The organism is Acidovorax sp. KKS102, from assembly GCF_000302535.1.
In the GTDB taxonomy this organism is placed as follows: Bacteria; Pseudomonadota; Gammaproteobacteria; order Burkholderiales; family Burkholderiaceae_C; genus Acidovorax.
On the sequence record NC_018708.1, the window covers coordinates 3,150,503 to 3,164,178 of the forward strand.

General features: G+C 65.8%; 13 protein-coding genes. All 13 read right to left on the reverse strand.

All coding sequences use genetic code 11. The annotated features are described in order from the left end of the window. Positions 1–729, reverse strand: a complete 729-nt coding sequence (trbJ, locus tag C380_RS14390; protein WP_015014584.1) for a P-type conjugative transfer protein TrbJ — start codon at positions 727–729, stop codon at positions 1–3. Then, on the reverse strand, positions 726–3,164 hold the full coding sequence (trbE, locus tag C380_RS14395) for a conjugal transfer protein TrbE (protein ID WP_015014585.1): 2,439 nt from the start codon (positions 3,162–3,164) through the stop codon (positions 726–728). The genes trbJ and trbE overlap by 4 nt, the downstream gene beginning before the upstream one ends. A 10-nt stretch (positions 3,165–3,174) precedes the next feature. Further along, entirely contained in the window at positions 3,175–3,471 is a 297-nt protein-coding gene (locus tag C380_RS14400) for a VirB3 family type IV secretion system protein (protein WP_015014586.1), read from the reverse strand. Further along, complete coding sequence (locus C380_RS14405; protein WP_043565466.1) at positions 3,468–3,851, reverse strand: TrbC/VirB2 family protein; 384 nt, start codon at positions 3,849–3,851, stop codon at positions 3,468–3,470. The genes C380_RS14400 and C380_RS14405 overlap by 4 nt, the downstream gene beginning before the upstream one ends. Continuing rightward, positions 3,848–4,885: a P-type conjugative transfer ATPase TrbB gene (gene trbB / locus C380_RS14410; protein ID WP_015014588.1), complete on the reverse strand. Its 1,038-nt coding sequence runs from the start codon at positions 4,883–4,885 to the stop codon at positions 3,848–3,850. Before trbB ends, C380_RS14405 begins: the two co-directional genes overlap by 4 nt. Further along, positions 4,882–5,346: a ribbon-helix-helix protein, CopG family gene (locus tag C380_RS14415; protein WP_015014589.1), complete on the reverse strand. Its 465-nt coding sequence runs from the start codon at positions 5,344–5,346 to the stop codon at positions 4,882–4,884. Before C380_RS14415 ends, trbB begins: the two co-directional genes overlap by 4 nt. After that, positions 5,343–7,343 carry a conjugal transfer protein TraG gene (locus tag C380_RS14420; RefSeq protein WP_015014590.1) on the reverse strand — a complete coding sequence of 667 codons (2,001 nt, stop codon included), beginning with the start codon at positions 7,341–7,343 and terminating at the stop codon, positions 5,343–5,345. The genes C380_RS14415 and C380_RS14420 overlap by 4 nt, the downstream gene beginning before the upstream one ends. 217 nt (positions 7,344–7,560) lie before the next feature. Then, a complete protein-coding gene (locus C380_RS14425) occupies positions 7,561–7,791 on the reverse strand; it encodes an EexN family lipoprotein (RefSeq protein ID WP_015014591.1) in 231 nt (76 codons plus the stop codon). 25 nt (positions 7,792–7,816) lie between these two features. Continuing rightward, positions 7,817–8,731: a LysR family transcriptional regulator gene (locus C380_RS14430; protein WP_015014592.1), complete on the reverse strand. Its 915-nt coding sequence runs from the start codon at positions 8,729–8,731 to the stop codon at positions 7,817–7,819. 17 nt (positions 8,732–8,748) lie between these two features. Further along, entirely contained in the window at positions 8,749–9,681 is a 933-nt protein-coding gene (locus C380_RS14435) for an electron transfer flavoprotein subunit alpha/FixB family protein (protein WP_015014593.1), read from the reverse strand. After that, entirely contained in the window at positions 9,682–10,431 is a 750-nt protein-coding gene (locus C380_RS14440) for an electron transfer flavoprotein subunit beta/FixA family protein (RefSeq protein ID WP_015014594.1), read from the reverse strand. It abuts the gene before it with no gap. Positions 10,432–10,455: 24 nt separating this feature from the next. Next, positions 10,456–12,237, reverse strand: a complete 1,782-nt coding sequence (locus C380_RS14445) for an acyl-CoA dehydrogenase (protein ID WP_015014595.1) — start codon at positions 12,235–12,237, stop codon at positions 10,456–10,458. 24 nt (positions 12,238–12,261) lie between these two features. Next, entirely contained in the window at positions 12,262–13,629 is a 1,368-nt protein-coding gene (locus C380_RS14450; RefSeq protein WP_012436225.1) for an MFS transporter, read from the reverse strand. Positions 13,630–13,676: the final 47 nt, after the last annotated feature.

Here is a 13,676-nt window from a genome sequence, read left to right on the forward strand (position 1 = left end):
TCAACGGCTGTAGAAGTTCACGGGCTGCGGCGTGTACGGCGTACCGGTTCCCACGAAGCGCCGGTTTACCTCGCGGCCACGCTCCACGGCGGCGGCCTGCCGCGCGAATTCCAGCGAGGCCGCGCGGTCCTGCGTGATCTGCAGCCGCTGCGTCTGTATGGACTGCTTGGCTTGCAGGGCCAGCAACTGGTTCATGGCCTGCATCGCCTGCAAAGCGCCCACGGCCGACTGGCTCTTGCCCACCAGGTCGGCCAGCACGCCTTCGTCGTCGCTCAGGTTCTGCGAGGCCTGGGCCTGCATCTGCATGGTGGTCTGCAGGCCATTGAGCGTGTTCTTCCAGCGCTCCTGCGCGTCGCGGTACATCTGATTGCCGCTCACCGTGGCAGCGTATTGCTCCGGATACAGGCGCCGGAACTCCCGATCCAGATTCGTCACGTCATAGGCCAGGCCCCTGGCCTGAGCGATCAGCCGCTGGGTGGTCGCCAGATTGGTGCGCAACTGGCCCACCACACTGGACGGCAAGCTCGTCAGATTGCGCGCCTGGTTGATGAGCATCTGCGCCTCGTTCTGGAGCTGCTTGATCTGGTTGTTGATCTGCTCCAGCGTGCGGATCGCGGTCAGCGTGTTCTGCACGAGGTTCGTGGGGTCGATCACGACCCACTGCGCCTGCACGGCGGTAGCGGTGCAAAGCATGGCCGCGACGGCGGCGGCGACAAGACGCTTTTTCATGATGGGTTCTCCTGGAGGTGGGTGGACGGGAACGAGGACAGCAGGTCGGCGGCCCAATGCAGGCCGCGATGGCGCAGCCAGGTGGCTGCGAAGGGAGAGGCATCGGAATGCGAGGCGGCAAGCACCGCGTCGATGTCGCGCTGGTCTTGCGGCGTGGACGCACCCGCGAAGGCCAAGGTCGCGGCGCCCAGGTCGAGATCGAACAGGCGATTGCCGAGGCGCGATTGGTAGTAGTAGTCGCGCTTGGGCTGCGCGGTGGCGACGATCTCGATCTGCCGGCTGTTGAGGCCGAAGCCCTCGTAGATCGTTCGAATCTGCGGCTCGGTCGCCTGCGGGTTCGGCAGGAAGATGCGGCTCGCGCAGCTCTCGATGATGGCCGGCGCGATGCTCGAATCCTTGATGTCCGCCAGGCTCTGCGTGGCGAAGATGACGCTGACGTTCTTCTTGCGCAGGGTCTTCAACCACTGGCGGATGCGTGCCGCGAACACCGGGTCATCGAGGAACAACCACGCCTCATCGAGGATCAGCAGCGTCGGCGCACCGTCGAAGCGTTCATCGAAGCGCGCAAAGAGGTAATGGAGCACGGCCATGACAGCGGCCTTGCTGTGCATCAGTTCCTCCATCTCGAAGCACTGCACGGAACCAGCTCCCAGGCGATCCGAATCCGCATCCAGCAGCTTGCCGTGTGCGCCACCGAGCACATAGGGCGCGAGCACCTGCCGAAGTGCGTTCGATTGCAGCAGGACGGAAAGCCCCGTCATCGTGCGCTGCTCCACGGGCGCGCCGGCGAGACTGCCGAGCGCCGACCAGATGGCCACCTTCTCATCGGGGCCGACGGCCACACCCTCATGCCGCAGGCGTCCTTCGATCCATTCGGCCGCCCAGGTGCGGTAGCCCTCACGATCGATGCGGGCGAGCGGCTGGAAGGCGATGTCGCCATCCATCCCAAGGTCGTAGTGCTCGCCGCCCAGGCCCAGGATGGTGGCGCGCATCGAGCGCCCCATGTCAAAGACGAAGATGCGCGAGCCACGGTAGCGGCGGAACTGCATCGCCAGTGTGGCGAGCAGCACCGACTTGCCCATGCCGGTCGGGCCGGCTACCAAGGTGTGCCCCACGTCACCGATGTGGGTGACCAGCCGGAACGGCGTCGCGCCCTCCGTGCGGGTCACGATCAGCGGTGGGCCGTCGAGGTGGGCATTGCGCTCGGGGCCAGCCCATACGGCGGACACCGGCATGAGGTGCGCCAGGTTCAACGTGGAGACGATGGGCTGGCGGACGTTGGCGTAGGCATGGCCCGGAATGGACGACAACCACGCATCCACGGCGTTGAGCGTTTCGGGGATGGTGACGAAGCCACGCCCCTGGATGACGCGCTCCACCATGCGCAGCTTCTCGTCGGCCACGGCGGCATCCGCGTCCATGACGGTGACGGTTGCTGTCAGGTAGCCAAAGGCGACTTGATCGCTGCCCAGTTCCTGCAAGGCCGCATCGGCGTCGGCGGATTTGTTGCTGGCATCGGTATCGACCAGCGGGCTTTCCTGCTGAAAGATGGTTTCGCGCAGCAAGGCGATGACGTTCTTGCGCTTGGCGAACCACTGGCGGCGCAGGCGGGCAAGTTCTTTTTCCGCATCGGCTTTGTCAAGGCAGAGAAAGCGCGTACTCCAGCGGTACGCAAAGCCGAGGCGGTTGAGGTCGTCCAGCATCCCTGGCCAGGTGGAGGTCGGAAATCCCCGTACCGTCGCCACGCGCAGATGCTGGTCGCCCAGCATCGGTGCCAGGCCACCGATCAGCGGCGCGTCGGCCAGCAGTGCATCGAGGTGGAATGGCACCTCGGGCACGTCCACGCGGTAGCGTCGCGTTGACACGGTGGCATGCAGGTAAGTCAGCGTCTGGCTGTCGTCGAGCCAGGCGATCTCCGGCATCACGCCATCGAGCAGGTCAAAGATGCGATCCGTCTCCGCGACGAAGGCAGTCAGCCGCTCGCGCCAGTCCACGCCTTCGGTCGGACGGTTCTCGTACAGCATTCCGGCCGCACGGGCGCGGGCTTCCTCCGGCGGCAGGTACACCAGCGTCAGGTGATAGCCGCTCTCGAAGTGGTTGCCCGAGTCCTCAAAGGCGGCCCGTCGCTCCTCGTCCACCAGCCACGACAGCGGCTCGGGAAACTCCGAGTGCGGGTAGTTGGCGGCGGGCCGGCGCTCGGCCTCGATGAACAGCGCCCAGCCCGAACCCAGCCGGCGCAGCGCGTTGTTCAGCCGCGCCGACGTAGAAATCAGCTCGCCCTGCGTCGCGCTATCGAGGTCTGGCCCCCGAAAGCGCGCCGTGCGCTGGAACGAGCCATCCTTGTTCAGCACGACGCCCGGCGCGACCAGCCCGGCCCACGGCAGCCAGTCAGCGAGCAAGGCCGGGCGTTGGCGGTATTCGGCAAGGTTCAGCATGGCATTCCCCTCACACGTCCAGCAGCGGCCGGTGCTTGATGTGGCGGGCGAAGACCTGCATGAACTGCGGATCGACGCGTGCGCCCCAGACCGCCAGCGCATGGCCGACGATCCAGAGCACGATGCCCGGAATCCACATCTGCAAGCCCAGGCCCACGGCAGCGGCCAAGGTGCCGTTGGTGATGGCCACGGTGCGCGGAGCACCGCCCATCAGGATCGGCTCGGTCAGAGACCGATGCAGCGGAATCTCGAAACCAGGGGCGAAGCCGGAAGCGAACCCCTGCACGCCATCGTGGGCCGTGTTCATACGACGGCCCCACCCGAGAAGCTGAAGAACGACAGGAAGAAGCTCGAAGCCGCGAACGCGATGGACAGGCCAAAGACGATCTGGATCAGCTTGCGGAAGCCGCCCGAGGTATCGCCGAAGGCCAGCGCCAGGCCCGTGGCGATGATGATGATGACCGCGATGATCCGGGCCACCGGCCCCTGAATGGACTCCAGGATGGATTGCAGCGGGCCTTCCCAGGGCATCGAGGAACCCGCGGCCTGCGCGGTGCCCGCGAGCAGCAGCATTAGCGCCGCGAGCATCAAGCCCTGCATGGCCGGGCGAGCCAGGCTCTCCAGCTGTGCGGGCCGGCGAAGAGGATTTGCGGAAATACGGAAAGCAGGAACGATCATCTGCGTCATGGCAGTTCTCCAGGGTGGTTGAGGGACAGGGAGGAAAGGTCGGACTGCGGCAGCAGCTCGGGAAACGGCGCTTCCAGCGCATCCGCCAGTTGGTAGCCCACGCCATCGAAGCCGACGACGCGGGCGATGCTCTCGATGCGGCGCTTGCGCCCGCGCCCGGCGATGTGGATGACCACGTTGACCGCTTCCGCGATCAGCGCACGGGGCGGATTCACCGCCACTTCGAGAATCAGTTGCTCCAGGCGCAGCAATGCGCCCAGCGCGGAGCCGGCGTGGATCGTGGCAATGCCGCCCGGATGGCCGGTGCCCCACACCTTGATGAGATCCAGCGCCTCGGCGCCGCGCACCTCGCCGACGACCACGCGATCCGGGCGCAGACGCATGGACGAGCGCACCAGCTCGGTCATGGACACGACACCCTGGCGCGTGCGCAGCGGCACGTGGTCGCGGGCCGCGCATTGCAGCTCCACCGTGTCTTCGAGCACCAGCACGCGGTCGCCGGTGGCGGCGATCTCAGCCAGCAGGGCATTCGCCAAGGTGGTCTTGCCGGTACTCGTTCCACCCGCGATCAGAATGTTCTGGCGCTCGCGCACCGCACGCACCAGCAGGCCCGCCTGTGCAGCGGTCATCATTCCGTCCTCGATATAACGCGACAGCGGGATCACGCCCACGGCGCGCTTTCGCAAGGCGAAGGCCGGCCCCGGAGCAGCGGGCGGCAAGATGCCCTCGAAGCGTTCGCCCGTCTCGGGCAGCTCTGCCGTCAAGAGCGGCTGGCCGCGATGTACCTCGGCGCCGACGTGGGCCGCGACCAGCCGGATGATCCGTTCACCGTCCGCTTCGGACAGCTCCACGCCCATCGGTGCACGGCCCGATGAAAGCCGGTCGATCCACAAGGTTCGATCCGGGTTGAGCATGATTTCCACCACGTCCGGGTCTTCGAGCGCGGCGGCGATCAGCGGCCCCATCGCCGTGCGCAGCATTTGGATGCGGCGATCCAGCGACGTGGCGGTAAAGGAGGAAGCCGAGGTGCTCATAACGCGCGCTCCTGCGCTTCGGCCGGGGTTGGCGCGTCGTCCGTCCGCATCGGATCGGGATTCAGCTCGTCCACCACGTCGCGCACCAGGCTGCGCCCGCGCAGCAGGTGCCGGCCCAACTGCTCCACGAACTGCTCGAAGCGCGCCTTGCCTTGAGCGCGCGCTGCGTCCTGATGCGCCTCTGGCACGGGTGTGCTCACGGTCAGGAAGTAGCGGATGAACAAGGCCAGTGTTTCGATCTGGATGTTCTGGTCGCGCTCCAGGCGCTCGGCGTGGCGCGACAGGCGATCCAGACGCTTGGCAATCGCCGCCTCGCGCTGGTCGGCCGCGTCGGGCGACAGCCAGGATGCCAAGGCCGCCGCAACGATGCTGGACTTGGACACGCCTTTCTTGGCAGCCAGCTCATCGAGCCGCTTGGCGTGCTCGGGCTGGATGAAGAGATTCAAGCGGTGCTGGCTCATAGCTCGATTCCGTCGTCAGGGTCGAGGGATGCCAGCCGGGACGTGCGCTGCAGGGTCGGATCGAGCTGGCGCGGTAAGGGAAGCGGCATGTCGTCGTCATCGAGCAGCCCGAGGTCGGCGACAGGCACAACCAGGTCGGGGTCGTAGGCGACGGCTTCGGAGAGTTCGGGTTGGCGACGCGGGCCACCGTCGTCAGCGGCAGAGGCGAAGCCTTCAACGGCTTCGGTTGCAGGCGCCACCGGAACGGGAGGAACCGTCAGCCCGCTCCAGTCGTCGGGCCGTAAGGAAGGCACGTCGGCGTAGCGCCCCGCAATGAGCACAGGGGGCGGCAGCACGCGCCGCTGGAAGTTCGCGTCAGAGTAGTAGCGCACCTTCTTGGCCTTGATCGGCGCGACGCTGGAAACCATCACCACCGCCTCGTCGGGCGGGAGTTGCATCACTTCGCCTGGCGTCAGCAAAGGTCGGGCGGTCTCCTGTCGCGACACCATCAAGTGCCCCAGCCATGGGGCGAGCCGGTGACCCGCGTAGTTGCGCTGCGCGCGCAACTCAGTGGCAGTGCCAAGGGTTTCGGAAATCCGCTTGGCCGTGCGCTCGTCGTTGGTGGCGAACGTCACGCGCACATGGCAGTTGTCGAGGATGGAATGGTTCTGGCCATAGGCTTTGTCGATCTGATTGAGCGACTGCGCGATCAGGAAGCTACGGATGCCATAGCCCGCCATGAAGGCCAGCGCCGTCTCGAAGAAATCCAGGCGCCCCAGCGCCGGGAACTCGTCAAGCATCAGCAGCAGCTTGTGGCGGCGCTCGATGCCGTCGCTGCCATCGAGTGATTCGGTGAGGCGTCGCCCGATCTGGTTGAGGATCAGGCGAATGAGCGGTTTCGTCCGCGAAATGTCCGAAGGCGGCACCACCAGGTACAGCGACACCGGATGCTCGGCCGCGATCAGGTCGGCAATGCGCCAGTCGCAGCGCGAGGTGACTTCGGCCACCGTGGGGTCGCGGTACAGGCCGAGGAATGACATGGCGGTGCTCAACACGCCGGAACGCTCGTTGTCCGATTTGTTCAGGACTTCGCGCGCTGCCGATGCCACCACCAGATGCGGCCCACCACCGATGTGCGGCGTGGTCATCATCCGATGCAGGGTCAGCTCGAAGGGACAGGCCGGGTCGCTGAGGAAGTTGGCGACTCCGCGCAGCGTCTTGTCTTCGCCTGCGTAGAGCACGTGCAGGATGGCCCCAACCAGCAGCGCATGCGAGGTCTTCTCCCAATGGTTGCGCCGCTCCAGTGCTCCTTCGGGATCGACCAGAATGTCTGCGATGTTCTGCACGTCGCGCACTTCGTGCGCGCCGCGCCTCACCTCCAGCAGTGGGTTGTAGGCCGCCGACTTCGCATCGGTCGGGTTGAACAGCAGGCAATGCGAGAAGCGCGAGCGCCAGCCGGCGGTGATGCTCCAGTTCTCGCCCTTGATGTCGTGAATGACGGCCGATGCAGGCCAGCTCAACAAGGTGGGAACCACCAGGCCCACGCCTTTGCCCGAGCGGGTAGGCGCGAAGGTCAGAACATGCTCCGGGCCTTCATGTCGCAGGTACTGCTGGCGATGCTGGCCGAGGAACACGCCCGCAGGCTGGTCAAGCCCCGCCTTGCAAATGTCCTCCGCGTTGGCCCAGCGAGCCGACCCGTAGGTCGTGACCAGCTTGGACTGGCGCGAGCGCCAGATCGACATGCCGATGGCAACCACCACCGCGATCAGGCCGCTGCCTGCGGCAATGGCACCGCCCACGTCAAAGACATGCGGCGTGTAGGCGTCGAAGAAGAACCACCACTCGAACAGGCGCCAGGGGTGATAGACCGGCGTGCCGAAGAAATCGAACCACGGCGAGCCCAGGCGTAGCTGGTAGCCCAGGGCGGCGGCCGTCCATTGCGTAGCGCTCCATACGCCAGCGATCACGATGCCGAAGACAACGGCAATCTGACCGAACAGCACGTTCGTTCCTTGCATTGATCAACCTCCCACTACGGCACAGGAACGTGCCGTAGTGCCGAGGATCAAGGCGAGCGTGCAGGTCGGTCAAAGACCGTTGTGGCGGGGATTCAGGCCAAAAGAGCCAGACTTATTGCTGTGGCGAAGACAATAAAAATGCCGCATGCGCGAGCGCGCTGCGGCGTGATGAGGTAACAGTGAGACCTTCGTCGCCGCGCCGCGACGGAGGGGTGCCCTATTGAGGCTTCTGCTCCGGCCGATCACCGAAGAAGCGGCGATTCGCGGCCTCGGCGGCACGTCGGCAGAGTTCTTCGCCGGCCTTCGCGCGCTCTTCCTTGCACAGGCGCTGGACTTCCTTGAGACGCTCAGGATGGGCCACGAGGAAGTCCACGGTTTCCGTCGGTTGGGATGGCCCACAGGAGGCTGTCAGTGCAGCGGCCATCAGCAGCGGCAGGAATCGGGGCATGGCTTGGGTCCTTTCAGCAGGTGGATCAGGAGTCCTCGGCGGCGCTGGAGCCATCCGCCGAATCAATGGAGTCCACTCGTGCGATGAACCGAGCCAGCATTTCGGAGGGCTCCACGTCACGGTGCAGCAGATACGTGGCCAGCATCTGCGACTTGCCCGCCAAGCGCCGGGCCACAACACCTGGCCCACGGCCGGATGCAATGTGCGCGGCGCCCGCCAAACCAAGTGCCAATCCGGCGGAGACTAAGGTCATCATCACCTCATAGGACGCCACGCGCTGGGCGATCAGTGGCTGTTGCTCGTAGCGCTGCAAAACGCGATCAACTTGGCGTGCATGGCCTTCGCATATCGCCGGATCGCATAGCGCCAGCGGATAGCGCAACACTTCTTCCAACGGAACGTGCTTGTGGGCCAGCACAGGATGGCGAGCTGGGACCGCCACCATCAGCTCGTCTTCCCACGCAGGCCTGACCACAATGCCGTCGCCCACCTCTTCGGCCATCGAAAAGCCGACGTCATACAGGTCATCGTGCAGACCCTTGATCTGTTGGTCCAACGGCACCTCAAATAACCGAATGTCAATCTCTGGATCTTCCTCTCGGCTCCGTGCCAGCAGCGTCGGCATTCGCGAGGGCGTGATGCCATCGGACAAAGCGATGCGCAACTGTCCCTGAAACCCACTGGCGGCGGACTTGACGCCGTCACACGCCTGTTTCAGAGCTTCGAAGATTCGCGGCACCCGCTCCAGGAATGCCATTCCGGCAAAGGTCAGGCGGGTGCTTCGCGTGGTTCGCGTGAACAGTTGCGCCCCGAGCTCTTCCTCTATCTCCTTGATGGTGCGCGACAAAGGGGACTGATCGATGTGCAGCTTTTCCGCTGCGCGGCCAAAGTGAAGTTCTTCGGCCACCGCTATAAAGCAACGCAAATGCCGAAGCTCCATGGTGTATCTCATCCAAGTTAAAAGGCCTTGACGAGTTCCGGCACAGCCGCGAACAGGTCCGCCTCCAGCCCGTAGTCGGCCACGCTGAAGATCGGCGCCTCCGGGTCCTTGTTGATCGCCACGATCACCTTGGAGTCCTTCATGCCCGCCAGGTGCTGGATCGCCCCCGAGATGCCCGCCGCCACGTACAGCTGCGGCGCCACGATCTTGCCGGTCTGGCCCACCTGCAGGTCATTGGGCGCGTAGCCCGCATCCACCGCCGCGCGGCTCGCGCCGATGGCCGCGCCCAGCTTGTCGGCCAGCGGGGTGATGACTTCGTCGAATTTTTCCTTGCTGCCCAGCGCACGGCCGCCGGAGACGATGATCTTGGCCGCCGTCAGTTCGGGCCGGTCGCTCTTGGCGATTTCGCTGCCCACGTAGCTGCTCTTGCCGGTGTCTGCCGCTGCGGTTGGCGTTTCCACTGCTGCGTTGCCTCCGGTCGCCGCTGTGGCGTCGAAGCCGGTGGTGCGCACGGTGATGACTTTGGTGGCGTCGCAGCTTTGCACGGTAGCGATGGCATTGCCGGCGTAGATGGGGCGTTCGAAGGTGTCGGCGCTCACCACCTTGGTGATGTCGCTGATCTGGGCGACGTCGAGCTTGGCGGCCACGCGCGGGGCCACGTTCTTGCCGCCGGCCGTGGCCGGGAACAGGATGTGGCTGTAGTTGCCGGCGATGGCCAGCACTTGCGCGGCGACGTTCTCGGCCAGGCCGTTCTTCAGGCTGGCGCCGTCGGCGTGGATGACCTTGGCGACGCCGGCGATTTGCGCTGCGGCCTGGGCGGCTGCACCGGCGTTTTCACCGGCCACCAGCACGTGCACGTCGCCACCGCAAGCGGCTGCGGCCGTCACGGTGTTCAGGGTTGCGCCCTTGATGGATGCGTTGTCGTGTTCAGCAATAACGAGTACCGACATTTAGATCACCTTCGCTTCGTTCTTGAGTTTTTCGACCAGGGCGGCCACGTCAGCCACCTTCACGCCGGCGCCGCGCTTGGCGGGTTCGGTCACCTTCAGGGTCTTCAGGCGTGGGGCGACTTGAACGCCGAGGTCTTCGGGCTTGATGGTGTCCAGCGGCTTTTTCTTGGCCTTCATGATGTTGGGCAAGGTGACGTAGCGCGGTTCGTTCAGGCGCAGGTCGGCGGTGATGACCGCGGGCAGCGTGAGGCTGAGGGTTTCCAGGCCGCCGTCCACTTCGCGGGTCACGGCTGCCTTGTCGCCGGCGAGCTCGACCTTGGAGGCGAAGGTGGCTTGCGGCAGACCGGCCAGCGCCGCCAGCATCTGGCCGGTCTGGTTGCAGTCGTCGTCGATGGCCTGCTTGCCCAGGATCACGAGGCCGGGCTGTTCCTTGTCGATCAGGGCCTTGAGCAGCTTAGCCACGGCCAGCGGCTGCAGTTCTTCATTGGTCTCGACTAGGATGCCGCGGTCGGCACCGATGGCCATGGCGGTGCGCAGCGTCTCCTGGCATTGAGACACGCCGCACGAGACGGCGACGATCTCCGTTGCCGCGCCTTTCTCCCTGAGCCGCACAGCCTCTTCGACGGCAATCTCGTCGAAGGGGTTCATGCTCATCTTGACATTGGCGATGTCCACGCCGCTGCCATCGCTCTTGACGCGGACCTTGACGTTGTAGTCAACCACCCGCTTGACGGGAACCAGGATTTTCATGGGAGGGTTTCCTTTCAGGATCATTCAGAGTTGATCGTCCGCCAGGGCCAGCGTGCTGGCGGCGCCGCCCGTGACGATGTCGCGCAGCATCGGCGCCTGCACCAGGACATGCGCCGCGTAATGGCTGGCTGTGGCGCGCTTGGTACCGAGAAAGCCCGCATCGCCCGCGCCCGCCGCGAGTTGCGCGGTAGCGGCTTCGGCCATGCGCGCCGACAGCCAGCCGCCGATCACGGTGCCCGCCAGCCGCAGGAAGGGCACGGCGCCCGCCGCGCACTGCGCGGGTTGACCGTCGTGGGCCAGCAGCCAGTCGGCCGCTTCGTCCAGCGCCTGGGCAGCGGCTGCCAACGCGCGGCCGATCTGCGCCAGCACTGCATCGGGCGATTCGACCAACCGGCGCGCATCGCCGTCGATGCGGCCCAGCAGCGCCTTCAGCGTGCGCCCGCCCTCGCGTGCCAGCTTGCGGCCGATCAGGTCGTTGGCCTGGATGCCCGTGGTGCCTTCGTAGATGGTCGTGATGCGCGCGTCGCGCATGTGCTGCGAGGCGCCGGTTTCCTCGACGTAGCCCATGCCGCCATGCACCTGCACGCCGTCGGACGTGATGCCCTGCGCGCTGTCGGTACACCAGCCTTTGACCACCGGTATCAGCAGGCCGACCAGGGCCTGCGCCTGCGCGCGCTCCTGCGCATCGGCGTGGCCCGCGGCGCGGTCCATCTGACCGGCGCAGAAGTAGGCCAGCGCGCGCATGGCCTCGGTGCGGGCCTTCATGTCCATCAGCATGCGCCGCACGTCCGGGTGGCCTGCGATGGCGGTGCTGCCGCTGATCAGCGGCTTGCCCTGCACCCGCTCCAGCGCATAGGCGCGTGCGCGCTGGTAGGCGCGCTCGGAAATGCCCACGCCTTCCAGGCCAACGTTCAGCCGCGCGTGGTTCATCATGGTGAACATGCAGGCCAGCCCCTGGTGCGGCTCGCCGACCAGGTAGCCGATAGCGCCGCCGCTGTCGCCAAAACTCATCGACGCCGTGGGGCTGCCGTGGATGCCCATCTTGTGCTCAATCGACGTGCAGGCCAAGTCGTTGCGTTCGCCCAGGGTGCCATCGTCGTTGACCAGGTACTTCGGGCACAGGAACAGCGAGATGCCTTTCACCCCCGGTGGCGCATCGGGTAGGCGCGCCAGCACCAGGTGCACGATGTTCTCGGCCATGTCGTGCTCGCCCCAGGTGATGAAGATCTTGTTGCCGCTGACGCGGTAGTGGTCGCCCTCGTGTACGGCACGGCTGCGCAGCGCGGCCAGGTCGGAGCCGGCCTGGGGCTCGGTGAGGTTCATGGTGCCCGTCCAGCGGCCCTCGACCATGGGTGCCAGGAAGCGGCGCTGGAGTGCGTCGCTGCCATGGTGCGCAATGGCCTCCACCGCGCCCAGCGTGAGCATCTGGCACAGGCTGAACGCGAGGTTGGACGACTTCCACATCTCCAGCACGGCGGTGGAGACCAGCGTGGGCAGGCCCTGGCCGCCCCATTCGGTGGCAGCGGGCATGCCGTTCCAGCCGTTCTCGCAGAAGCTGGCCCAGGCTTCGCGAAAGCCGTCGGCGGGCGTGACCCGACCATCGTGCCAGCGCGCGCCCTGCACGTCGCCGGGGTGGTTGAGCGGATCCAGCACGCCAGCGGCGTAATTAGCCGCCTCCCGCAGGATGGCCTCGACCAGGTCGGGCGTGGTTTCTTCATGGTCCGGCTGGGCGCAGATCGCGTCCAGGCCGCCGACCTCTTTCATGGCGAACAGCATTTCGCGCAGGGGGGCTATGTAGACAGACACAGCGAATTTCCTTGATGGCTACGATCAGGCGTTTTGCGGCGTCTGTTGCGACGGGCGCAACTCGCGTGCAGCCTCTTGCGGGCCCACCGACGCCGGGCCGCCATGCCTGATGAACGCCAGGGCGATCGAGCCGATGATCCCGAAAGCCCCGATCACCAGGAAGTTCTGCTCCAGCGGCAGCTCAAGCGCAACGATCTGGCCGATTAGCAGCGGCGCCGCGATCGCGCCCAGGCGCCCCACGCCGGAGGCCATGCCGATGCCGGTCGAGCGGATGGACATCGGGTAAAACTGCCCGCAGTAGGCATAGGCCACCAATTGCGCGCCGGTGGTGCAGGCGCCGACCGCGCCGATGATCAGATAACGCAGCTCGGTCGAGGTCTGGAACGTCATCAGGTACAGCAGCACGCCGCCCAGCGCATACATCCCCACCAGCACCCACTTGATGTTGAACTTGTCGGCGAGCCACCCGCCTCCCACGGCACCGATGATGGCGCCAACGTTCAGCGCGATCACGAAGCTGAGGGCAGACCCCAGGCTGTAGCCAGCCATAGCCATCAGCTTGGTCAGCCAGCTGCTGAGCGCATAGACCATGAACAGGCCCGAGAAGAAGGCGATCCAGAACAGCACCGTGCTCGGGCCTCGCCCGTCCTGGAACAGCCGGGAGACCGGCGCACCCGCCACGCGGTCGGCGGTGGGCACGACGAACTGGGCGTCCGCCGGGTGCTTGACTCCCGGCTGGAGATTACGGGCCACTTCGGCCAGTTCGCCGTTGCGGCTGCGCGAGATCAGGTAGGTCATTGATTCCGGCACCAGCTTCAGGATGAACGGAATCAGCAGGACCGGCACACCCGCTGCGATGAAAACGACCTGCCAGCCGTACTCGCCGATCAGCTGCTTGCCGAGCACCGCGGCCAGGATGCCGCCCAGTGCGTAGCCCGAAGTCATCAGCGCCGTCATCAGGCTGCGGATCTTCTTGGGCGAGTACTCGACCATCTGTGCCACGATGACCGGCAGCACACCGCCAATCCCCAGGCCCGCGATGAAGCGCACCACGCTGAAGCTGATGGGATCCTTGGTGAATCCGGCGGCCGCGGTGAACACGCTGAACAGCATGACGCCAATGGAGAGGGCCCAGCGCCGACCAATCCGGTCGGACAGCGTGCCCAGAACCATGGCGCCGAACATCATGCCGAACAGGGCCGAACTGGCCATGAAACCGGCAGTCGATGCGTTCACGCCCATCTGCTGCATGATGGACGGCAGGGCGATGCCCACCACGGCGATGTCATAGCCGTCGATGATGAGAATCAACAGGCACCACAGAAGCACCTTGGCATGAAAGCGGTTGAAGCGAGCGTCGTCGGCGAGCTTCTGCATGTCGATTTGGCACACGTGTTTGTCTCCTTTGGGTTAGGCTCTGGATCGTGGGGCGGCGGTCA

Excerpts from the sequence above, each read along its gene's own strand:
- C380_RS14425 (WP_015014591.1), bottom strand. The coding sequence starts at position 7,791 with ATGCCCCGATTCCTGCCGCTGCTGATGGCCGCTGCACTGACAGCCTCC.
- C380_RS14440 (WP_015014594.1), bottom strand. The coding sequence starts at position 10,431 with ATGAAAATCCTGGTTCCCGTCAAGCGGGTGGTTGACTACAACGTCAAG.
- C380_RS14435 (WP_015014593.1), bottom strand. The coding sequence starts at position 9,681 with ATGTCGGTACTCGTTATTGCTGAACACGACAACGCATCCATCAAGGGC.
- C380_RS14420 (WP_015014590.1), bottom strand. The coding sequence starts at position 7,343 with ATGCAAGGAACGAACGTGCTGTTCGGTCAGATTGCCGTTGTCTTCGGC.
- trbJ (WP_015014584.1), bottom strand. The coding sequence starts at position 729 with ATGAAAAAGCGTCTTGTCGCCGCCGCCGTCGCGGCCATGCTTTGCACC.
- C380_RS14405 (WP_043565466.1), bottom strand. The coding sequence starts at position 3,851 with ATGACGCAGATGATCGTTCCTGCTTTCCGTATTTCCGCAAATCCTCTT.
- C380_RS14415 (WP_015014589.1), bottom strand. The coding sequence starts at position 5,346 with ATGAGCCAGCACCGCTTGAATCTCTTCATCCAGCCCGAGCACGCCAAG.
- trbE (WP_015014585.1), bottom strand. The coding sequence starts at position 3,164 with ATGCTGAACCTTGCCGAATACCGCCAACGCCCGGCCTTGCTCGCTGAC.
- C380_RS14400 (WP_015014586.1), bottom strand. The coding sequence starts at position 3,471 with ATGAACACGGCCCACGATGGCGTGCAGGGGTTCGCTTCCGGCTTCGCC.
- C380_RS14430 (WP_015014592.1), bottom strand. The coding sequence starts at position 8,731 with ATGGAGCTTCGGCATTTGCGTTGCTTTATAGCGGTGGCCGAAGAACTT.
- trbB (WP_015014588.1), bottom strand. The coding sequence starts at position 4,885 with ATGAGCACCTCGGCTTCCTCCTTTACCGCCACGTCGCTGGATCGCCGC.